We start from the raw sequence: 22,196 nt of genomic DNA on the forward strand, positions 1-22,196 counted from the left end.
GAGGTATCCTGCCATGCGTTGGTCCATTCGAATCGCGACTGCCTTTGGAATTGGCATCTATATCCACTGGACGTTCTGGCTGCTTGTGGCGTGGGTGTTCTATATCAACCTCAGCATTCAGAACAATGTAGCAGTTGCGGTCGAAGCTGTGGGGCTGATTCTAGCGATTTTTGCCTGTGTGGTACTGCATGAACTCGGGCACGCTCTGGCAGCACGGCGGTACGGCATCGGGACGCGCGACATCACGCTGCTTCCAATCGGAGGCGTCGCGAGGTTGGATCGCATGCCCGAGAAACCTGCGCAGGAACTCGTCGTTGCGCTGGCTGGTCCTGCGGTGAATGTCGTGATTGCCGGCGTGCTCGCGGTGGTGCTGACGGTGCTCGGTGACTGGCCGAAGCTCGAGAATGTCGAGTTTGCGAACATCAGATTTCTGTTCAAACTGATGGCGGTCAATGTGCTCCTCGTTGCTTTCAACATGATTCCGGCGTTTCCGATGGACGGCGGGCGTGTGCTTCGGTCGCTGCTGGCGATGCAGATGCCGATGGTGAGTGCGACTCGCATCGCGGCGAGGGTGGGTCAAGTGTGCGCGGTGGGATTCGGGCTGCTCGGGCTCTGGCTGGCGCATCCGTTTCTGGTGCTGATTGCGGTCTTCGTGTTCATTGCTGCGCAGCAGGAGGCCAATGCGGTCGAAGCCCGTAGCGCAGTTGCCGGCTTGCGCGTCCGTGATGCGACCATGCGTGACTTCATGGTTCTTGCGCCGTCGGATACGGTTGCTCATGCCGCGAAGTTGTTGCTGGCGGGTTCGCAGACTGAGTTTCCGATCGTGGCCGAGGGCAAGCCGATCGGGCTACTCTCGCGTGATCGCATGATCGAAGCTCTTGCTGACGGAAAGGCCCAGACTCCGGTCACGGATTGGACGATCCCCGAGTGCCCGATTTTCAGCCCGCAGGATTCGCTTCGCGATGCGCTTGCTGTACTGGTCGAGAGTCGGTGCAGAGCAGCGATGGTGGTCGAGCACGATCGAGTAATGGGACTCTTGACGCTTGAGAACATTCATGAACTGATGATGGTGCGTTCGGCCATGGCGACTCCACACAGCAGCGGGCCTCGTCGATCGGCGCGTGTGGTCTAGACTCTGAGCCTCATGGACCCAAAGCGACGACCATCAAAGTCTGGCGGTGCAGGCAAGCGGGCGGTGGCGGGCCCCAAGACCTCGCCTGTGGAAGATCTCGTGCGGAACGCTGCCGCAGCGATGCTTGCGGAACAGCCCGATGAAGCCGAGCGCCTGTTTCGTGCCGCAACGCAGGCGGACTGGAAGCATGTGAGTGCACGCATCGGGTTGGCTCGCGCTGTGGCTGCGACGGGCAAACTGACCGAGGCGAGCGAGGAGTTGCAACGCGCAGCCGAAATCGGGCGTGCTGACCCGCTCGTGCTGAGCGAAGTCGCAAGGCAGTTCGCGAGGCTCGGTGAGTTTGAACGCGCGATCAAGGTGTATCGACGGGCAGCCACACTGGCCAAGGATGATGCGGTGGCACTGTCTCGTGCTGCATCGGCAGCAGAGCGATTGTCGCTGCTTGACGAGGCCGACGCATTGTGCGATGAGGCTGCTGCTCGCGATGAAGCCTGTGCGGAGGCGATGCTGATCCGCGCACGTGTGCTGAAGCGGCGCGAACGGTTTGAGGAAGCAGAGCGTTTGCTTGGCGATGCTATCGCAGCGTCTGCGAGCACGAACACGGTCACGCGATCGAATCTGCACTATGAGCGGGCTGCAGTGCGCGATCGTACAGCGCAGTACGCAGCCGCCGTTGAGGATCTTCACGCAGCCAAAGCCTTGCTGGCGCCCGATGCTCGCAGGTGGCAACAGCCGGGGAACGAAGCACAGTACACGCTGCGCCGCTTCATACAGGAAATTACTGCCGAGCGTGTTGGTCAGTGGGAGCAGCGAAGCGCCGACTTTCCAGGTGCCAGAGTGGCTGCCTTGGTTGGATTCCCCCGATCAGGAACCACCTTGCTCGAGCAAGTGCTCGACGCGCATCCGCAGATCGCCAGTGTTGAGGAAACGTCGTACTGGTCGTCGCTGATCGTGTCGGGTATTCTGCGTTCCCAAGGCGGGCACGAATCGTTTGCCCAAGCACTCGATCAGGTCGATCGCGCGACGATGCTCAAGATTCGCGAATCGTACCTTTCTGCCTTGAGGTCTCACGTCGGGGCGGAGCGAGCTTCGTGTTTGCTGCTCGACAAAAACCCGTTGCGGACGCTCATGGTGCCGATGCTCAGGCGTGTGATACCGGGCGCGTCGGTGTTGGTCGCATTGCGCGATCCGCGTGATGTGGTGCTGAGCAACCTCATGCAGCCGTTTGAGGTCAGTGCCATGAATGTGGCATTTCTCGATGTCGCGCGCGGGGGCGCGTTCTACGAGATCATTATGGGTGGATGGCTTAAACTGCGAGAGATGATTGGAAACTGGGTTGAGGTGCGGTATGAAGATCTGGTGAGCGATCTTCAGTGCTCGGTTACGCCGGCTGTTGAACTGCTGGGTCTGCCGTGGGCTGAGGAGCAGGAGCGATTCCAGCAGGTGCGGAGTCAGCGCGTAGTGCGAAGCCCGACCTACGCCGATGTGCGTGAGGCGGTGCATACTCGAGCCGTGAGGCGTTGGGAGCAGTATGCTGATTATCTGGCCCCGGCGTTGCCTGGTCTGGAAAGAATCGCGGTCGCACTGGGTTATAACGCATAAGCATTGCCACAACGGCCCCCGCGCCTCGCATCTGCAAGGCTTTAATTGCAAACAGATTCCAGACGTCGTTTGTGTGGCGCGATCTCGTGGACTGGAGTCTGCCAAATTGACAACTATTCCTTGGGTCTCATGTCGCACTGACACTGGCTCAGCACGAAGTGGGGGATGGCAGCGCCGCTAGCGCGGCACGCTGTTTGCAATTTCTCCCGGCGAGAGCCTGACGGTATTTCAGGCTTATTGAAAGGAGAATGTCATGACCCGTCAAATTGTCCGTCGAGACCCGTTCGAGATGTTTATGCCAGTGGAGAAGATCATGAGCAGGATCTTCGCCGACCCGACGATTGCAGATTTGCCGACGATTGAGGAAGGTACGCTGGCCATGGACATTTCCGAAACTCCTGAGCATCTTGTGGTGCGAGCTTCACTGCCAGGATTCAAGAAGGAAGATGTGAATGTCGAAGTGCATGATGGCGTGCTGACGATCAGTGCTACCCGCGACGAAACGAGCGAGACGAGCGATGAGAAGTTCTATCGTCGCGAGCGGCGCATGGGATCAGTGAGCCGTAGGGTCGCATTGCCGACCGCAGTGAGCGAAGACGAGGCGAGTGCCGAGCTCAATGAAGGTGTGCTCGTGCTGAAATTGCCCAAGAGCAGAAAGGACTCACCAAAGCGTATCAGTGTGAACTGAATGGACGAAGCAGCGGGTCATGCCCGACTGTGGCATGGCCCGAGATTACCGAGAGATGCAGAGCTATTGGTGCATGTAATCGGCCAGTGCCGGATAGAGACTGGCGTAACGCTCGTGGAGCGAAGCGTAGTGGGGCGAATTCTGGCTGGGATTAGTGGAGGCGGCTGCACGAACTGCGCGGTTGCATGCTTCCGGAATTGACGAAAACGCGCCGCCAGAGACAGCTGCAAGAAGCGAAGCGCCGTGTGCCGGTCCCTCATCGTTGGCCAGAGTCACGATGGGCCTGCCGATGATGTCGGCAGTGATTTGTCGCCAGAGCATCGAGCGGGCGCCGCCGCCACCGATGCGCACTTCGCGGGCTTCGATGCCGAGGCTGAGTACAAGTTCGAGAACTTGAGCGAGGGTAAATGAAACACCTTCGAGGACCGCACGCACAAGGTGGCCGCGTGTGTGGCTGCGAGAGAGACCGACCCACGCGCCGCGAGCGTGCGGATCGGGGTGCGGGCAACGTTCACCCGTGAGATGTGGCAGGAACATGAGCCCGTCGCATCCCGGAGCGATCGTGCTTGCCTCGGTGATGAGTTCGTCGAATGACACAGTTGGTGCAAGCACGCTGCGCGCCCACTCGAGCGAGCCGGCAGCCGAGAGCATGCAGCCTGTGATGGTCCATGCACCCATGCGTGTTTCATTGCCTGTTGCGCTGCACATGGTGTGAACACGGCCTGGGGTGTGTGGGTCGAGATCACGGAGGCACGCATCAGTGTGCGCAAACACGACCCCACTGGTTCCGAGCGTCAGCACAATGGCGCCTGCAGAGGCGGCCCCTGCGCCGATGCCGCCGCATTGGTTGTCTCCCGATCCGGCTGTGATCGGTGTGCCAACAGGGAGGCCGGTTTCCGCAGCTGCCCATTTCGTGATGTGGCCAGCGATCGCGCCTGACTCGTGCACGCGTGGCAAAAGATCGTCACAAATTTGCACCGCGTCAACCACCTCGCGGCACCACACTCGGCGCTCGACGTCAAAGAGCAGTGTTCCCGCGGCGTCGCCGACATCGGTCGCAGCCTCGCTGCAGAGACACAGGCGCACGTAGTCCTTTGGCATCATCATGCAGCGAGCGCGGTCATAAACTTCGGGTTCGTGCTCGCGCACCCAGAGCAACTTTGGCAGTGTAAAGCCGGTGAGGGCCGTGTTTCCAGTCAGCGTAATAAGGCGTTGGGCACCGCCCATGCGATCGAGAATCTCGGCACACTGCTTAGCGGTTCTCTGGTCGTTCCACATCAATGCAGGACGAAGTGCGTTAACTTGACGTGAACCAGCATCGCGAAGAGAAGCAGCATCGAGCAGCACGCAGCCGTGCATCTGTCCACTGAGCCCGAGCCCCCGGATTTGCCGAGCATCGGTCTGGCTGCACAAGTTTCGCAGGACTTCGCGGGTTGCCTGCCACCACGCCACAGGATCCTGTTCGCTCCAGCCTGGTTTCGGGCGATCAAAGTCATACGTGCTGACGGCTGTCGCGATGACAGTTCCCTCCGTGTCTACGAGCACGCCTTTGGTTGAACTGGTTCCGATATCGAGTCCGATGAACACGCAACCTTACTCCTGTGTTCAGAACGTCGCCCGCGAGGGCAGCCTTGCCTCGATGCGCTCACTGATCGTGAGCCCGATTGAGAGGGACGAAGTTGCAGCCGGTGACGGCGCATTGCACACATGAATGGCATGCTCGGCGTCAATGATTGCGAAATCGTCGAGCAGCGTGCCGTCTGTGGCGAGCGCCTGAGCGCGAATTCCCGCGGGTGCCGGCGTGAGGTGCTCGCTGAGAATTTCCGGCATGAGACGCTGGAGTGCTCGCACAAACGCGGGTTTGGAGATCGAGCGCCAGATCTCGGCTGCGCCGGTTTTCCAGTGTTTGGCGGAGAGTTTCCAGAATGCAGGATATCCGAGTGTTTCGACAAGATCGGTGATGTTCACATCGCCTCGGCTGTACGCTTCACGCCCGAGTGCAAGCACGGCGTTGGGACCGCATTCGACACCGCCTTCGATCATGCGTGTGAAGTGAACCCCGAGGAACGGGAACTTTGCGTCGGGCACTGGATAGATCAGATTGCGACACAACGAACGGGCAGCGGGCGCGAGCTCGTAATACTCGCCACGAAAGGGCACGATCTTGAGTCCGGGCGATGCGCCCAGCGCCCGCGCGACTCGATCCGACTGAAGTCCGGCGCAGTTGACGATGAGCCTTGCGGAAAAGTCACCCTGGCTCGTCGCGAGCACGCGAAATTCCTGTTCCGGTCGGCTGTGGGTGACGACAGTGTCACACATGATGCGGCCGCCAAGGCGCTCGATTTCGCGTGCCATGGCCTGGCATACGTGCGGGTATGACACAATTCCTGCATCTCTGACGATGATGGCTTCGACGCCTGCTGCGTGAGGCTCAATCTCGACCAGTCGCTCGCGTCCGATGATCTCACACTCGACACCATTGGACTTCCCTCGCTCGAAGATGCGAGCAAGTGCTTGCCGCTCGCTGTCATCAATCGCGACGATGACCTTGCCGCACATGTCGAAGGGAACGCCGGTCGATTGACAGAACTCGATGAGCATGTCGCGCCCGCGGCGGCAGTTGACAGCCTTGAGTGAACCCGGCTTGTAGTAGATGCCGGAATGAATGACGCCCGAGTTGTGTCCGGTCTGATGATGGGCAATCGCGGGTTCTTTTTCGAGCACGGTCAGCGACACGCCCGGCATGCGACGCAAGGTTTGGAGTGCGGTCGCAAGCCCGACGATGCCGCCTCCGATGATGACAATGTCTGAAGTTTCCACACGTGCGCTCCGAGTTTGCGGCGAAAGTGTAGGAAATGCAAATGATCCAGAGCATCACTCGGCGTCGAAGCGGGCTTCGAGAGCCGCTATGATCTCTTGCCGGGATCGGGTCGCTTATAGCGGAGAACCGAGCCATGTTCACGGGCACACTTACGATTGAGAAATTGCTGTCGGCGATGAAGAGGCTCGATGCCTCCGACCTGCATATCAAGATCGGTACTCCGCCAACGTATCGAATTGCGGGCCGGCTCAAGGCGGTGGATGCTCCGCCATTGGGCGAAGATGAGACAGATCATCTTTTTGATTCGCTCTTGAAGCCTGAGCAAGCCGAGCGCTTTAATCGCAATGGGGCGCTCGATTTTTCGTACCATCTGCCTGATGGGGATCGGTTCCGGATCAACATTTTTCGTGCAGGCGGCCACCTGCACGCGGCCGTTCGGCGCGTCAAGGCTGAGATCCCCAACTATGCCGACCTGCATCTGCCGCCGATCTATGAGAAACTCGTGAGCGAGACAGGCGAAGGGCTCGTGCTCGTCGTCGGCGTGACGGGCTCGGGCAAATCGAGCACGATCGCGGCGATGATCGATCAGATCAACCACACGCAGGCTGTCAATATCATCACGATTGAAGACCCGGTTGAGTATCGCTTCGGCCACGGCAAGTCGATTGTCTCGCAACGCGAGATCGGCATTGATGTCGAGAGCTTTGCAGTCGCGCTGCGGTCGGTGGTGAGGCAGGATCCGGATGTCATCTTCATCGGCGAGATGCGCGACCATGAAACGGTGCTGGCTGCGATTCAGGCTGCCGAGACGGGGCATCTTGTCTTTGCGACGCTGCATACCGCCGATACCATGCAGGCGCTTGGGCGCATGCTCGAGTTCTTCCCGGAGCATGAGCGCGATTTCGTACGCAGCAGCCTTTCGACGAGTCTGCGTGCGATCTGTGCGCAGCGGCTGTTGCCCGCGGTCAGTGGATTCGAAGTTGGCGTGGTGCCCGCGACTGAAGTGCTGCTCAACAACCCCGTCATGCGAGACCGTATCCGCGAAGGGGGTGATGAAGACCTGCCGGCGATCATCGATCAGAGCACAGGCGAAGGCATGCACAGCTTCACCCACTCCCTTGCAGAACTCGTCAAGGCGGAGTGGATCGACATGCAGACAGCCATGGACCACGCCCCAAACCGCGAGGCATTGCAGAGTAAGATTCGCGGGCTCGAAGTGCGCGGGGCTTCGCTCGTGGGGCGCATCCGCCAGAAGTGAGGCAATCAAGACCGGAGCTATACGCGCATGAGTGTGAGTCTGTGGCAGAGGCGGGCAACCCGAACTCGTTCATGCGATCTGGCGATCATCGGCGGCGGGATCGCAGGGTTGTCAGCAGCAATAGACGCGCGGGCGCGCGGTTGCAGCGCAATTGTCCTTGAACGCGGCCGACCCGGCAGTGGCGCGAGCGGCCGCAACGCGGGGTTTCTGATGCGAGGTGCAGCCGACAACTACGCGGTGGCTTGCGGGTTGTGGGGGCGCGAGCGGGCCAGGGCGCTGTGGCGCTTCAACGAAGAGAATATCGAAGAACTTCGGATGCTGGGGATCGCTGGTCTGCCTTCATATGCAGCCAGGCCCTCGTGCCTTGTCGCACTCGATGAAGTCGAGGAATCGGAACTGCGCCAAAGCGCAACGCTGCTTCGAGATGATGGGTTCGATGTCGAACTGGTCGAGCCCGGCGCAATCGACGACACACTCTGGACGCGTGCTAAGCCTCGAGTCGGGCTCATCAATCCTCACGACGCCGTGATCAACCCTGTTGATTTGCTCGGGCTTCTTGCCTCCAAACTGCCCGAAGAAATAGTCTGCCCGGGTGAGGAAGTGTTCGCGATCGAGCAGGCTGCTGGCGCAATGCGCGTGCATTCATCGACATGCACGATCGAGGCGGGTGCGGTGCTCGTGTGCCTCAATGCTTTTGCAGCGAATCTGCTGCCTGAACTTGCTGGTGTGGTAGTGCCCAATCGCGGGCAGATGCTTGCGCTGCGGCCGGCGGGCAGAGTGCGACTCAATCATGCCTACTACGTCAATCGAGGCGGTGAGTATCTGCGCGAGGGGCCCGATGGACTGGTCATCATCGGCGGCGCGCGGCGGCACTTCGAGGCTGCCGAGCGCTCGCTCGTCGATGAACCAAACAACGACGTCCAAGGCCGTATCGAGCAGTACGCGCGGCAATGGATCGCCGACGACTACCACGTCGTCGCGCGATGGGCGGGCATCATGGGCTTCTCGCCGGATGGTCAGCCGCTCGTGGGGCAGGTCCGCCCCGGCGTCTGGTTCTGCGGCGGATTCACCGGCCACGGCATGAGCATGGCGCAGAAAACCGCACGCACCGCGGTCGGCGCAATCGTTGATGGCGTGCCGTCGCTCTTCGATATGACCCGGATCGGTTATGCCTGTTGAGTGTGTGCAGTGGTTGCATCATGCGATATGGAGCCGACCGAACCAGTGTCTGCAGGTGGTCTTGAACCCTGGCCGAAGCTGATTCACATCTTCAGATCCATACTCCCGACCGTTGTTTCTCCCTGATCATCCTCGATCTCGATCCAGAGTCGGCTTCCAACTGGAAGCGGATTCGGGATCTCAGCGTGCGTGTGCCATCGGTTCGGGTCATTGGCGCTTTCGATCTCGGCTCGGGTTTTGACCGAGCCCCTTGCGTCTTCGGTACCGATCCAAAATCGTACAGCGATCACCTTCACACTTGAACCCGGGACTGGCGTAACGGTGACATCAATCGGCGCGTCCTTGCCCGCGACGATCAGGCCCTCGTCGCGTGTGGCTTTGGTAAGGAACGAACCAAACGTCGCTTCTCCCAGATCAATGACAGTGCCGCCATGACCATGAGAGGTTGGCTTCTCGTCGAAGTGCTCACCGCCTGGGCCGCGGTCATGTCCATGGCCATTGTCTGCTGATGAAGCACCACCTTGAGTCGAGCGATGTGCAGACTTGTTCTCTTCACAGCCTGTGAAAGTGGAAATGGTCGCAATCGGGGCGAAGGTCAGAGCGCCGATCAGAATCATGTTCGATCGCATTGGGTCTCCTTCATTCTTGGAATAAATTTATTAAGTACATCTTGAGACAGCAACCGTGCTGCTCGCATCACACTGCGACGTCATTTTGGTTTTCCTTCACGACGATCTTGGTCGGCGATACCTCCTTCGGTGATTTGGATAGATCAGGCGAGGACGACATGGCCACACGATGGACAAGCGCATAGCCCGCCGGCACAACGATGAGATTCAGGAACGTCGACGTCAGCAGGCCACCCAGCACCACCACCGCCAGCGGCGCGAGCAGTTCACTTCCGGGTTTTCCAGAAGCTAGCGCGAGTGGCACCAGAGCAAGCGCTGCCGAGAGTGCGGTCATGAGGATCGGCACCAGCCGCTCCATTGAACCTTGCACGATTGCTTCGGCAATGGGCTTCCTGTCGATTTCAATGAGGTGACGATAATGGTTGACCAGCAGGATTCCATTGCGGACCGCGATGCCGAAAAGCGTAATGAAGCCGACAAGACTAGCGATCGACAGCACCGGTGCGACATACAGCGCTGAGCCCGCTCCAAACAGGCTCATGGTGTTTCTGATGAGTCCTGTGTGCATCAGCGAGTCGGTGATGAAGATCGCTGCGATCCCGCCTATGGTCGCCAGCGGCAGATTGATCATCACCAGAACAGCAACCTTGAGTGAACCCGTCGCGATCTGCAACAGCAGGAGCATGACGAGCGCGATGCCACCGCCCGCGAGCAGCAACGTACGACTGGCCGACTGCTGGGCCTCAAACTGACCCCCAAACTCAACATGATAACCCGAACGCTGCACAATTGGCTCGACGCGGCGCTTCACTTGCGCGACGAGATCGCCGAGGTTCGATCCGTCGGCCACATTGCAGGAAATCACCGCCTTGCGCTGAGCGTTTTCGCGGGTGATGATGTTGGGGGACTTTTCGAGGCCGATGTCGGCCACATCACGCAGCCGGACAGTCGGCCCAGGCTTGCCATCCTCCGCCGTTCCGCGAAGCATCAGATTGCGAACATGATCGATGCTTTCGCGTTCAATCGTGTCGAGCCGGACGACCATCGCGTACCGCCGCATGCCTTGGTTTACCTCGGCGACCACTTCGCCATAGAGAGCCATCTGCACCTGCTCAGCAGCGCTCGCAGGCGTGAGCCCGGCGGCTGCGAGATCCTGATGCCGGTACCGGATCGGAAGGCTGGTGATGAGGACCTCGCGGTTGGCGGCCACATCGCGCGCCCCGGGGATGCTCTTGAGTTCGGTTTCGATCTGCCGGGCCAGGGTGCGAAGTGTGGAAAGATCCTCGCCATAGACGTTAATTGCAATAGCAGCCGGCGTGCCCGAGAGAATGTGCGAAAGTCGATGCTCGATGGGCTGGCCGATCTGCACTGTCACGCCCGGAACAGCTTTTGCAATCGCAGCGATCTCTTTGCGAATGGCAATCATGTTGCCATCGGAAGCCACGAGTATGTCCAGTTCGCTGTTGCTGACGGGCTCAGCGTGTTCGTCGCGCTCGGCCCGCCCGGTGCGTCGCGTCACGCTGTGCACACCGGGAATCAGGATCAGCCGCTGCTCGATCGCCATGGCCGCGCGATGGCTCTCTTCGAGCGAAGTTCCCGGTGGCGATGACACAAAAACCGTGAACGAACCCTCGTTGAACTCCGGCAGGAACGACGTTCCAAACGAACGAGCAAGCAGCAGGGACAGCCCCGTGGCGGCAAGAGCCGTTCCCAGCACCAGCACGCGGTGATGGAGCGACCACCGCAGCGAGGGTTCATAGAAACGCTTGAGCCAGCGCACGAGAAACCGGTCGCCGTGAGCGCGCTTCACCGGGCTCTGGTTCCCGGCTCCACCTGCAGAATTACGCGGCCGCAGCAGAATTTTGCACAATGCTGGCGTCACCGTCAGTGCGACGACAAGAGACGCCAAGATTGAAACGATGTATGTGATCGCTAGCGGCTTGAAAAACCGCCCTTCAAGACCCTCAAGAAGAATCAGCGGCAGGAACACAATGCAGATCAGGACCGTAGCCCACACCACCGACGAACGAATCTCGTTGCTCGCAGCGTAAATCACTTCGACGCGGCCCTTGCGCTCCGCTTCGGGCAGCTGCGCGTTCTCATGCAGGCGACGGTGCACGTTTTCGACATCGATAATCGCATCGTCAACCAGTTCGCCGATCGCCACCGCAAGTCCGCCGAGCGTCATGACGTTGAGTGTCAGTCCGAGGCCGTCGAGCGTGAGCAGCGCCGCCGCAAGCGAGAGCGGAAGGGCCGTCAGCGTGATGATCGTCGTGCGCACGTTGAGCAGGAACAGAATCAGAATCACAGCAACGATGATCGTCGCATCACGCAGAACATGCATCAGGTTGTTGACCGATCGCTCGATGAAGTGGCTTTGCCTGAAGACGTCCTTGTCGACCATCATGCCGGGCGGAAGGGTCCGTTCGATCTGCGCCAGTGCTTCATCGATCGTCTGCGTCAGCTTCAGCGTGTTGGTGCCCGGAGACTTCTGGATCGACATCACGACCGCGGGAACACCCCGATTGGCAGCCGTGCCGCGCTTTGGTGCACCCCCCAGCGTCACATCCGCAATTTCACCGATGGTAATAGGCAGGCCGTTGTTCATCGTCACCATCGTCGCCGCAATATCCCGCACGCTGCTCACGCGCGCCGCCTGTCGCATCGGCAGCTCCGCCCGGTCCACATCCGAGAGATATCCGGCGCTCGCGGTGCTGTGCGCCTCGCGGGCGGCCTTGACCACATCCGCGATCGTCAGGCCATAGAGCGTCAGAAGATCCTGTCTGACGTTGATCTGATATTCAGGCAGTTCGCCCCCGATCGCCGAGACCTGAGACACGCCCGAGATCGCCAGCAGCTTGCTCCGCAGTTCAAACTCGGCATACGCCCGCAGATCCAGCGGGCTCACGCTGCCATCGGGCGAGGACAGCGCGAGCAGCATGATCTCGCCCGTGATGCTCGCAATCGGTGTCATGGTCGGCTCGACGCCAGGAGGCAGCGCACCGCGTACTCCGGCCATGCGTTCGCCCACCAGTTGCCGCGCGCGGTAGATGTCGGTGTTCCAGTCGAACTCGACCCAGATCAACGAAAGCGAAATGGCCGACGCGCTGCGCACCCGCCGTACTCCAGGCAGCCCATTGACTGCTGACTCGAGCGGAAATGTGACGAACTGCTCCACCTCGTCTGCTGCCAGACCTCCAGCCTCCGTCAGAATCACGACGGTGGGGGCGTTGAGTTCAGGGAACACGTCGACCGGCATCGTCGGCAGTCGCGCCACCGTGTAGACGAGCATCGCCGCAGCGCAGAGCAGCACGAGCGACGATTGTTTGAGCGAAAATGCAATCAGGTGCCTGAGCATCGCGGGTCCTTCGTGTCGGTTCAGTCGTCGCCTTCGTGGAACGTACCATCAGGATGAAAGTGCCCCCCTCTGGTGATGCTGCCGCTGGTGGCCACCATCAGCTGGTAGACACCGTCAAGTACGATTTCATTGCCTTCCGCGACCCCGCTCTTGATCACCACCCAGCGGCCGTCATCAAGACCAAGATCCGCCTCGAGGCGGATTGCCTTGTCAGGATCGGCAGGGTCGCGACGGAAGACGATCGCCTGCGTGCCATCGCGCGCCACACAACGCAGCGGGATCGCCAGTTCTTTATGGGTTGTTCCGCTGAGGACGATTTCGAGAAACGCCGACACACCCGCTCTGGCCCACAGCGGCGCCGCTACGCCATCATCAGACACCAGTATCAGATCCACTGTTCGCCGTTCAGGGTCGGCTGTCGGTGCCAAACGCAGCGTACCCGCGAACGGATGGGAAACACTCGTCGCCTGCGCCGGGACCACGCTGGCCCTCTGCCCGTCGGCCAGCCGAGGCAGATCGCTCTGCAGCGCCACGGCCCGGAACCGCACCCTTTGCGGCTCGACCGTCGAGAGCACCCGGGCCTGCTGGTCTATCACGCCTCCCGAAACCACATGCACGCTCTCGACGACTCCGGGTGCCAGGGCTCGGACTTCGATGGCTCCGACGGTGCGCCATCTGGGCACGCTCGCATTGGACGCCGAAGGTGCGCGAAGATCGCTGGCACTCATGCCCACCAGCGTTCCCGCAGCTTCGTACAGAAAGTCGAGTCGCGCTCTGGCCGCCTCGAGTTGAGCATCTGACTGACTGCGGCGAGCGAGCAGCTCGGCTTCGGTCTCGAGTGTCTCGGCCAGGTCGGCGCGGGCGGTCGCCATGGCCGCACGGGCCTGCGCCACTTCTTCACTCAGCGCGCCGCCGCTGGCCTGAAGCTGTTCAAGCGTGGTCACTCGCGCTGACCACAGATCGACGATGTTCTGGATCTCGTGGTGATGATGATGATGAGCATCCAGCAGCGGCCCGATACTGTCCACTGCGGCTTGCGCAAGCCTCTCTGCGGCCTCGGCATCGACCAGTTCGCTCTGCATCTCGCGCCAGCGGGGCGCGTCGAGCTTGTAAAGCGGCGTCCCCGCTTCGACGGCCTGATACTGCTCGACGAGCAGTTCAACCGTGCCCGAAGCCGCCGAGCGATACTCGCGCTGCGCCGTCGGCAGCAGCTCGAAGCGCCCAGGCACGCGCAGCGTGCTCGCAACGTTGCGACGCTCGACGGACGCAAACGTGATCCCAAGGTTCTGCCGCACACTCGCGTTGATGTCCACGCGATTGGTCGGCCGGTCTGCGTCGCCCTGGCCAGCCGCAGGAGGTGGGGTGTCGGGCCTTGGCGTGCAGCCACCGAGCAGAAGCAGGGCCACCGCCAGAGCAGCCTTGAAGTCTGGCGGGAAGCAACGGAGTGCAGCAGTGTCGGGCATCGGAGTCCTTTCAATCGACATTCAGTCGGCAGACCTGTGCGAGGGTGGTCCAATGAGTTCATCAAGCCTGATCGCACCGAGGGCCTCGGCCGCTCGAGCCTGAACGAACCGGACTTGTGCATCGTGCTGCGACTTGAGCGCTTCGAGCAGCAGCAACGGCTCCACGCGACCCAGCGACGCTGCGCGACGCACGTCGGCTTCCTGTTCGCCCGCGAGTGGAATGACGCTTGTCTCCACCGCGGATCGCTGAGCGCGGCCCGCCTCCAGCCGCATCAACGCAATGGCCAGTTGCGACGAAAGATGCTCATATGTCGTCGCGAAGCGGCCGCGTTCAACTTCGCGGCGGGCCTGCGCCATCGCAATACCCTGCTGATTGCGATTGACCAGCGGCACCGGTACCGACAGTCCCAGCAGGATCCGCCTGTCCCCCTGATCCGAGCCATAACCCGGCCCGATCGTCACGTCCGGGTACTGCCGCCGCACCTCGGTGCGCAGTGCGCGTTCGGCCACTTCATACGCGCCGCGCACCGCGGCCAGTTCGGGGTTGGATGTTTCCAGCAACTCACGCAGCGTGTCCGCCTCGGTCGCGCGCGCCGCGAACGACACACTGGGCACAAGCGTCAGCGGACTGTGCGGCACCAGTCCGAGCATGTCGCGCAGGTGCAGTTCAAGTTCCAACACATGCGCCTGCAGCGAGATCAGGTCGGCCTCGCGCCCGGCCAGTTCCACGCGAAACAGCCGGGCCGACACGCGCGTCATTGCACCTGCCTCGAGCTGTCTCTCGGCCAGCGACGCGGCCTCGCCCAGTCGCTCGATCAGTTCGGCCAGTAGGTCGGCCTCAAGGCGCGCGGCCGACCACTCGATCCATCGTTCGCGCAGGGCCGCGCGCGTCGCCCACTCGAGCGCCGCGAGCCGATCGAGCGCGACGGCCAGTTCGGCCCCGGCCAGTGCTTTCTCGGCTTCGAGCCGTCCGGAGATCGGGATCGTCAACCCCAAAACCGTTCCCGTCACCCATCCGCCCCCGCCGCCCGAGACGATGCGTTCGAGATCCACGCCCAGCACCGGGTCCACCCACTGGCCGGCGTGCTTGGCCGTTGCCCGCGCGACGCCCGCTTCGAGCCGCGCCAGCCGCAGCGGCGCGTTGAACACGAGCAGCACCGCCTCGGCCTCGGCCAGCGACAGCCCGTCGCTCGGGTCGAACACTCCAGTCTCCTTCTCGTACGACAGCACGCTCGCCTCGACGAGGCTGCGCTCCAGCCAGTCGCTGCGCGCAGCGTCGAGATCAAGCGGGCGTCGTTCGTAGCGTTCGCAGCCGAACGCAGCTGCAATGCTCAGCAGCAGTGCGGCGATGAGCACACCCTCGCTCACGTCGCGATGGCCTCTGCGCCGGCGCGCAGAAGGGCACGGTTGATCGTTCACAGGTCATTCCTCATGCAAGATGGGCGCTGGGCGCACCCGGGCCAGCCGACCAGACACACGGCCACTCGTTGGTGGCGCAGCGATCAGGGCTCCGTCTTCTAGAGCAGCAGCGCGCCGCTGGTGCGCACGAGTCGTTCCACCGCGCACAGCATGCTCAGATGACACGGTCGCGTGCTGGTGCCCGTGCCGCCCGGAGCCTCGCGCTCGAGCGTGACATCAACTGGTGCCCAGAGCCGACACGCTTGGATGTAGGGCCCCTGCGCGATCTTCAGCGGGGCCAGCATCACTATCCCGCGTCCAGCCATCGGCTCGAGGTCAGGGATCGTGATCGCCAGTTCCCCCGGGGCCTGACTCGAATCGGGGTGATGGTGGTGGCGGGTCTGACAGTCGGTGGCAGCGGCGCTGCCGAACGTTTGATCGGGGCACTCAAGGGTGCGGTCATTGTGACGCCGCACATGCTGCTCAGCCGCGTGCAGGGCCGCTTGATCCGTGGCCGCCGTATGCACATGCATCCCGTGCTCATGGTGAGCGTGGGCCACGATCGTGATGCCGCACAGCGGGCTCAGCAGCAACAGCGGCACCATGGCCGCGAGCACCAGCGCGTGCATAACGCCAGACCGCAGGATCCGGCGCACACCAGGCGCAGACTGTTGATTTCGACACGCCATCGGTCGCAAGAGTGTATGGCCTCCCGGTCGCGGCCGTCGAGGTGCGCCCCGCCGCATTCACTTGGGCTCGTAACTGAACTTCTGCCCGCCCAGGGCCGCTTCGAACATCAGCCCGGCCTCGTCCATCGTGAACACAGCCACGCCGTCGGCGTATTTGGCGTTGGCGCCCGCGCCCGACCGCAGCGCCACCGCTGTCGCCTGCGCGCTGAAGGCGAAGTTGCCGCTCTTGAAGATATCGACCGCGTCCTGCGTCTCGAAGGCGATGATCTGGCTGTAGGCCTGTCCGCCGAGTTGGAGCCCGATCGTCCCCTGCGTCAGGTCGCAGTACCCGACAATCTTGCCGCCCTCATAGAGCACGCCGCGTCCGTAGGCCCCGCCGACGCCGATGGCCCCCTTGCCCACGGTCGGGAACACCGCGTAGCCTCGCGCGTCGGTAAGAAACTTCGACAACGATGAATCGTTGCGCTTGGCGATGCTGAGCGTGCGGGCCGCATCGCGCTCGAGGTCGTAGCGCCCGCCGACGGTGCGCGGCGCGGTCGAACAACCCGGCACGATGGTCAGCAGGAACAGGCACGTCAGCCCCACGAGCACGGCAAGCAGTGTCAGGCGTTGCATGGTTGATCCTCCCTTGTTGTGTCAGCCCGGCAAACGGGCGGTGAACTGCACAATGGTAGTCCGCGATCCCTCGAAACTGCGCTGCGATTTCAGATCGGCGGACCCGCAGGTCTTGAATACACGGCACTGCGCGCTGCCCGCGGCGTCATAGGCTTGCCTCGCGCAGCGCCGCGATACACTCTCCCCTGCCATGCCATCGCTCTCACTCGCCATCACCGAACCCATGGCCACGGGCCTGCTGCTGCTGGTCTTTGGCCTGCTCATCGCCTTCAGCGTGCTCTTCACGCGCGCGCTCGATCGCATGGGCATCCCCGTCGTGTTGCTCTTTCTCGTGCTGGGCATGCTCGGCGGGTCCGAGGGCCTGGGCGGCATTGTCTTTGACGATTACGAACTGGCCTTCCGCTTCGGCACGATCGCCCTGGTCCTGATTCTCTTCGATGGCGGACTCAACACCGCTCATTCGTCGATCCGGCGCAGTCTGGCTCCCGCTTCGCTGCTGGCGACGGCCGGAGTGCTGGGCACGGCAGGCATGGTCGCGGTGCTGGCCCGCCTGATGGGGCTGTCGTGGGCCCAGGCGCTGCTGATCGGCGCGATTGTCAGTTCGACCGACGCCGCCGCGGTCTTTGCCGTCCTGCGCGGCGGGAGCCTGCGCGTCAAGGAGCCCGTCCGCAGCACCCTCGAACTCGAGTCGTGCGTCAACGATCCGATGGCCGTGATCCTGACGATGACGGTCGTCAGCACGCTGGGGCCGGCACTGGGCGGCGGTCTGACGTGGCACCTGGCCCTGACCGTGCCGCTCCAGTTGCTCATCGGTGCGGTGGTCGGCGTCGGCATCGGTATCGGCGGCCGCTGGCTGCTCAACCGCGCGATCCTCTCGACCACCGGCCTCTATCCCGTGGCGACGCTGGCCATCGCGTTCCTTTCCTTCGGCGTGGCGACGGTTAGTTACGGCAGCGGCTTTCTGTCGGTGTTCGCGACGGCGGCGGTGCTCGGCAACGGCCCGCTGCCCTACAAGATGGGACTGACGCGCGTCCACGACGCCATCGCCTGGTTCGCGCAGGTCTCGATGTTTCTCATGCTCGGCCTGCTCGTCTTCCCCAGCCGCCTGCTCGATGTCGCCGGCGTCGGGCTCATGCTCGGGCTGCTGCTGGCGGTGGTGGCGCGGCCGATGGTCGCGGCCGCCTGCCTGCTGCCGTTCCGCTGGCCGCTGAGGCATGTTCTGTTCACATCGTGGGTGGGCATTCGCGGGGCGGTGCCGATCGTGCTGGCGACGATCCCGATCATGGCGGGCATCCCCGGCGGCGACCGCGTGTTCGACATCGTCTTTTTCATCGTCGTCGTCAGCGCGCTGGTGCCGGGCGCGAGCATCGTGCCGCTGACGCGCATGCTCAGGCTCGAAACCCGCACGCCGCCCCCGCCCGCGGCCATGCTCGAGATGCACTCGCTGCGGCGGCTCAACGGCGACATCCACATCTACCGCATCCACGAGACGGTCGCGGTCAGCGGGGCGCATCTGCGCGAGATCGAGTTCCCCGAGGGCGTCTCGGTGCTGCTGGTCATCCGCGGCGACACACTCATCCCCGCGCGCGGTTCAACGCGCCTGGCGCCGGGCGACTTTGTCTATGTCTTCTGCGCCCACGGCGATGAGGGGCGCGTGGGCCTGCTCTTCGGCGAGAACATCGAGGCCTGAGCGGTTCCCCCGTTCTACGCCGCCGCGCTGCGGGTCTCCGCGTGCCGTGAAACCTCGCCCACCGCGACCGGCTCGTGGCTGAAGGTGAAGCTGGACGTGCCCGATGGCTCGCTGCGGCCGCCGGCGCGCTGGGCGACGATGTAATACGACACGCTCAGCGTCCCCGGCGGGAGCGTGCGGTCGCGGTAGACAAACCTCGTCGTCGAGTCGAGCAGCGTCGGATTCAGAAGCGTCGAAGCGCCCGCCGAGTGCAGCCCGCGGTAGATCAGAAACATCGTCCCGCCGCGGCGCGTCCCCGTCCAGCGCAGCTCCATGATCCCCGAGTGCGGCATCGACAGCCCGCGCATCAGCGGCATCGGTGGCCGCCCCAGAGCGCTGCGCCGCCGCGCGGGCGGGATCAGCGCGTCGGTGTACACGCTGCGGTTGCCGGTGCGCTCGGCCTGGGCCTTGATGCTCGCGACCAGCGCGCCCGCCAGCTCGCGCAGCGCGCCGCCCGCAAACCGCCAGCCGACAGTCGCATTCTTCGCGTGCGCCCGCGCGCTGAGAATCGCCTCATAGGCCTCCGTCGCCGCGACGAGTCGTGCCGACAGCTCGCTGAGATCTTCTTCACGCAACCCGATGGCGGCGGCTTCGTTCTCCCAGGTGTCCAGACGGGCCCGGACCCAGGTGATCAGTTCACGATCGGTGCGCGGCAGAACATTCATGATCGGTGCTCCTGCATCTTCGATCGGCCGGGCGGCCTGATGGCGCTCACGCCCGTTCCTGCCGCCGCGCGCCGGGCCCGCACAGCGCAGAAAATGCGCGACTGTCCGGTGTATGGAGGGGTCAAACGGCGTTTTGAACGCTTCCCTGTCGTTGGGAAGCGCAACACCGCAGCCCGGAATCGCGCCCGCGCGCCGCGGAAGAGCTCCCGCGCGACCCGGCTGCGCGCCCGCGCCGGGTGGATGCGCTTGCGGGCCGTCCGGCATCGCGCCCGCGCGGCATGAAACCGCGCCCGCGCCGTACGCATCCGCACCCGCTCGCGCCACACCCATCGAGTGCGCCGACCCGGCTCTCCGCCAGCCGTGCGGGCGGTCGGGGCCGCACGGGCATCGCGCAGCGCACCAACGGTCCCGCTGCTCAACAGACCAGGCCATCGCCCGAGTGAGACGGGCTCGATCGCCACAGGCCCGGCTCCGTCGCGACAACAACCCCGCATCGCGTCTACGCTTGTGGCCGTGCAGAGGGAGGGGAGAAAATATGGTGCGTGTGCTGTGTTGTGTGCTGTGTGTGCTGGTCTCGCAGGCCCTGGGTCAGTCGGGCGGAGCGTGGATCGACGCGATCCCCGAGCCGCAGCGCGCGATCGAGAAGATCTCGGGTGACAGCGAGCTCGACACCAAGTCGCGACAGGGCGCCGCGCTCTACGCGATCACGCAGCTGATCCTGCGCATGAGCGGCAACGAGTTCCGCAACCCGCCGCGCCTGAGCGCGCGCGAGTCGGCCCTGCTCGAGTCGTACGGCGCGTTCTACCAGTCGTTCAGCCTGGACTACGCCGCTCACCTCAACCGCGGCCTGTCGCCCGAGCGCCTCGAAGAACTGGGACGCAATCGTCCGAGCACGCCGTTTGCCGATCTCGAATATCGCTATCGCAACAGCCGCACGTTCCAGCGCGAAGTCTTCACGCTCGCCATGGGCCAGGCGTGGGTCGAGCAGTGGTACGAGCCGCTGGTGGCCCGCGAGACCCAGCAGGCCGAGGCGGCCCGCGCCCAGATGCAGCAGGGCCTCGACCTGCTCAACGCCAACGCCCAGCGCAGCCGCGAGGCCGCCGCACAGCGCCGGCGCGAGGCCATGCTGCGCATCGCGCTGGGCCTGGTCGTGATGCTGGCGGGCATCGGCTGGACCATTCTGACCTGGCGTTCGACGCGCCTTGACGCGCGCGATCCGTTCATCGTCACCGGCCGCCGCGCGGGCTGGACGCTGGCCGCCTGCACCGGATTGACCACCGACTCGCGCGTCTACACCACCACCACCCGCCACACCACCCGCGAGCGCTTCAACGACCATCGCCCCGATGTCGTCCGCTCGCACGATGTCCACACCTCGCACCGCGAGTTCGTCGTGCACACCGCCGAACGCGCGTACCCCTTTCACCTGCGCAACTCGAATCTGCTCGTCGGCGACGGGCACGTCGTGTCGTGCGCCTGGCCAGAGAAAGGCCGCAAGACGCGCGACCACCTGCTGCTGATCAACCACACGACGCAGGTTCAGCAGGTGTCAGACGGATTCGTCGCGCCGCTGTTCCTGCCCGGCTGGCTGATCGCCATCGGCGTCGGCATCGCCATGCACTGGATCGTGGGCCTGCTGGTGCTCATGCTCGTTGCCGCGGCATGGAAAGTCGTCAAGACACTCCAGACGCGGCGATTCAACCAGCAGGATCTGTCGCGCCTCATCAGCGTGCTCAACACCCGCGCCGCCGAAGTGGCGCACCTGACCCCGGCCGGTTGAACGCGAGTCAGCGCGAGGCCCGGCGGACGACACTGGCCGCTCGCCTCACCCCAGCCCCAGCCGCTTCATCGACACCGTGCCGCCCACCTCGACCGCTTCGACCGCGCTGCTCGCGCGCAGCAGCGACACCGCCGCGATCAGGTCTGCGGGCAGCGGGGCGACCAGCACCATCGCCTCGCCCGTCCGCCGCGGATGCTCAAAGGCCAGCAGCGCCGCGTGCAGCGCCTGACGCGCGATGATCGCGCGCCCGCCCGCCGCCTCGAGCGCCCGTCCGCCGTACATGTCGTCGCCGACGATCGGCCAGCCGGCGTGCGACAGATGCACGCGGATCTGGTGCGTGCGCCCTGTCTTGAGTTCGAGTTCGACCAGCGAAAACTCCTGATTCCCCACGGGCCGCGCGTGGTCGCGGTAGCGCTCACGCACCCGCGCGATCGTCAGGCTCGGCTTGCCCAGGTCGTCGTGCCGCACGACCACCTTCTCGCGGTAGCCCTTCTCGCGCGACGGATGCGGGCCGAGCGGTTGATCAAACACCACGCAGTCAGGCCTCACATGCCCATGCACGAGGGCGAGGTAGCGCTTGTCGGTGGTGCGCTGCTCGAACTGGCGGGCGATCTTCCAGTGCGCCTCGTCGGTCTTGGCAACCACAATGCACCCGGTCGTGTTGCGGTCGAGCCGGTGGATGACGCCGGGCCGCGCGAACTCCTGCCCGACGCGCGACAGCCCCCCGCCCGACGACCCCGCAAAGTGATGCGCCAGGCCATTGATCAGCGTGCCGCTCAGTTCGCTCCGCGCCGGGTGGACGATCAGGTCGGCCTGCTTGTTGACCACGATCAGGTCGTCATCCTCGTAGAGCACCTCGAGCGGCATCGCCTCGGGCGCGATGTCTGAAGATGGCGGCGGGGGGATCACGACCTCGACCACATCGCCCACGCGCAGCTTCGTCGAGGCCTTGGCGGCGCGGCCGTTGACGCTCACGCCGCCCTCGTCGATCAGTGCCGCCAGCCGTGTGCGGCTCATGAACGTGATGCGGCTCGTGAGATACTTGTCGAGCCTGCCCTGCGTGTCGCGCTGCAGCTCGAAGCGCACGCGCCCCAGCGCCGCCGCGTCATCAGCCTCGCCCGCCTGCTCATAGGCCAGCCGCACCGCCTCGGGATCGACCTTGCCGCCGGGACCGATCAGCTCGCTCATGC

Annotated in this window: 17 protein-coding genes; 7 read left to right on the forward strand and 10 right to left on the reverse strand. The window is 63.6% G+C overall.

Annotated elements, in window-relative coordinates; genetic code table 11:
- The first annotated feature begins 13 nt into the window (after positions 1–13).
- The 3 genes from KF757_11695 (at position 14) to KF757_11705 (ending at position 3,422) form a co-directional block, all read left to right on the forward strand.
- The gene (locus KF757_11695) at positions 14–1,132 is read left to right on the forward strand and encodes a site-2 protease family protein (protein ID MBX3323643.1); all 1,119 of its coding nucleotides are present in this window, start codon (positions 14–16) and stop codon (positions 1,130–1,132) included.
- Positions 1,133–1,144: 12 nt separating this feature from the next.
- Complete coding sequence (locus KF757_11700; GenBank protein MBX3323644.1) at positions 1,145–2,734, forward strand: sulfotransferase; 1,590 nt, start codon at positions 1,145–1,147, stop codon at positions 2,732–2,734.
- 253 nt (positions 2,735–2,987) lie between these two features.
- Positions 2,988–3,422, forward strand: a complete 435-nt coding sequence (locus KF757_11705; protein MBX3323645.1) for an Hsp20/alpha crystallin family protein — start codon at positions 2,988–2,990, stop codon at positions 3,420–3,422.
- Between the two features lie 63 nt (positions 3,423–3,485).
- On the opposite strand, the gene xylB is transcribed toward KF757_11705, so the two are convergent.
- Positions 3,486–5,009 (reverse strand): xylulokinase, encoded by a 1,524-nt coding sequence (gene xylB, locus KF757_11710; protein MBX3323646.1) that lies wholly within the window; start codon positions 5,007–5,009, stop codon positions 3,486–3,488.
- A gap of 18 nt (positions 5,010–5,027) precedes the next feature.
- The gene (gene lhgO / locus KF757_11715; GenBank protein MBX3323647.1) at positions 5,028–6,242 is read right to left on the reverse strand and encodes an L-2-hydroxyglutarate oxidase; all 1,215 of its coding nucleotides are present in this window, start codon (positions 6,240–6,242) and stop codon (positions 5,028–5,030) included.
- 134 nt (positions 6,243–6,376) lie between these two features.
- Here lhgO and KF757_11720 point away from each other — a divergent pair, with 134 nt between their 5' ends.
- Together KF757_11720 and KF757_11725 are read left to right on the forward strand one after the other, a co-directional pair.
- Positions 6,377–7,501, forward strand: a complete 1,125-nt coding sequence (locus KF757_11720) for a PilT/PilU family type 4a pilus ATPase (protein MBX3323648.1) — start codon at positions 6,377–6,379, stop codon at positions 7,499–7,501.
- A gap of 27 nt (positions 7,502–7,528) precedes the next feature.
- On the forward strand, positions 7,529–8,680 hold the full coding sequence (locus KF757_11725) for an FAD-binding oxidoreductase (protein MBX3323649.1): 1,152 nt from the start codon (positions 7,529–7,531) through the stop codon (positions 8,678–8,680).
- 83 nt (positions 8,681–8,763) lie between these two features.
- Here KF757_11725 and KF757_11730 read toward each other — a convergent pair whose 3' ends face one another.
- From KF757_11730 to KF757_11755, 6 genes are all read right to left on the reverse strand, one after another.
- Positions 8,764–9,309 carry a hypothetical protein gene (locus KF757_11730; protein MBX3323650.1) on the reverse strand — a complete coding sequence of 182 codons (546 nt, stop codon included), beginning with the start codon at positions 9,307–9,309 and terminating at the stop codon, positions 8,764–8,766.
- Between the two features lie 67 nt (positions 9,310–9,376).
- The gene (locus KF757_11735; protein MBX3323651.1) at positions 9,377–12,667 is read right to left on the reverse strand and encodes an efflux RND transporter permease subunit; all 3,291 of its coding nucleotides are present in this window, start codon (positions 12,665–12,667) and stop codon (positions 9,377–9,379) included.
- Between the two features lie 20 nt (positions 12,668–12,687).
- Complete coding sequence (locus tag KF757_11740) at positions 12,688–14,130, reverse strand: efflux RND transporter periplasmic adaptor subunit (GenBank protein ID MBX3323652.1); 1,443 nt, start codon at positions 14,128–14,130, stop codon at positions 12,688–12,690.
- Between the two features lie 21 nt (positions 14,131–14,151).
- The gene (locus KF757_11745) at positions 14,152–15,549 is read right to left on the reverse strand and encodes a TolC family protein (protein ID MBX3323653.1); all 1,398 of its coding nucleotides are present in this window, start codon (positions 15,547–15,549) and stop codon (positions 14,152–14,154) included.
- A 98-nt stretch (positions 15,550–15,647) separates the two neighbouring features.
- Positions 15,648–16,184, reverse strand: coding sequence for a hypothetical protein (locus KF757_11750; GenBank protein ID MBX3323654.1), 537 nt, complete (start codon positions 16,182–16,184; stop codon positions 15,648–15,650).
- A gap of 90 nt (positions 16,185–16,274) precedes the next feature.
- The gene (locus KF757_11755) at positions 16,275–16,832 is read right to left on the reverse strand and encodes a lipid-binding SYLF domain-containing protein (protein ID MBX3323655.1); all 558 of its coding nucleotides are present in this window, start codon (positions 16,830–16,832) and stop codon (positions 16,275–16,277) included.
- Positions 16,833–17,022: 190 nt separating this feature from the next.
- On the opposite strand from KF757_11755, the gene KF757_11760 reads away from it, so the two are divergent.
- Positions 17,023–18,522: a potassium/proton antiporter gene (locus KF757_11760; protein MBX3323656.1), complete on the forward strand. Its 1,500-nt coding sequence runs from the start codon at positions 17,023–17,025 to the stop codon at positions 18,520–18,522.
- A gap of 14 nt (positions 18,523–18,536) precedes the next feature.
- On the opposite strand, the gene KF757_11765 is transcribed toward KF757_11760, so the two are convergent.
- Positions 18,537–19,658 (reverse strand): hypothetical protein, encoded by a 1,122-nt coding sequence (locus KF757_11765; GenBank protein ID MBX3323657.1) that lies wholly within the window; start codon positions 19,656–19,658, stop codon positions 18,537–18,539.
- Positions 19,659–19,761: 103 nt separating this feature from the next.
- On the opposite strand from KF757_11765, the gene KF757_11770 reads away from it, so the two are divergent.
- A complete protein-coding gene (locus KF757_11770; GenBank protein MBX3323658.1) occupies positions 19,762–21,006 on the forward strand; it encodes a hypothetical protein in 1,245 nt (414 codons plus the stop codon).
- Between the two features lie 45 nt (positions 21,007–21,051).
- Here KF757_11770 and KF757_11775 read toward each other — a convergent pair whose 3' ends face one another.
- Positions 21,052–22,194, reverse strand: coding sequence for an RluA family pseudouridine synthase (locus KF757_11775; protein ID MBX3323659.1), 1,143 nt, complete (start codon positions 22,192–22,194; stop codon positions 21,052–21,054).
- Between the last annotated feature and the right edge of the window lie 2 nt (positions 22,195–22,196).

This window comes from Phycisphaeraceae bacterium (assembly GCA_019636795.1).
Lineage (GTDB): Bacteria > Planctomycetota > Phycisphaerae > Phycisphaerales > UBA1924 > JAHBWW01.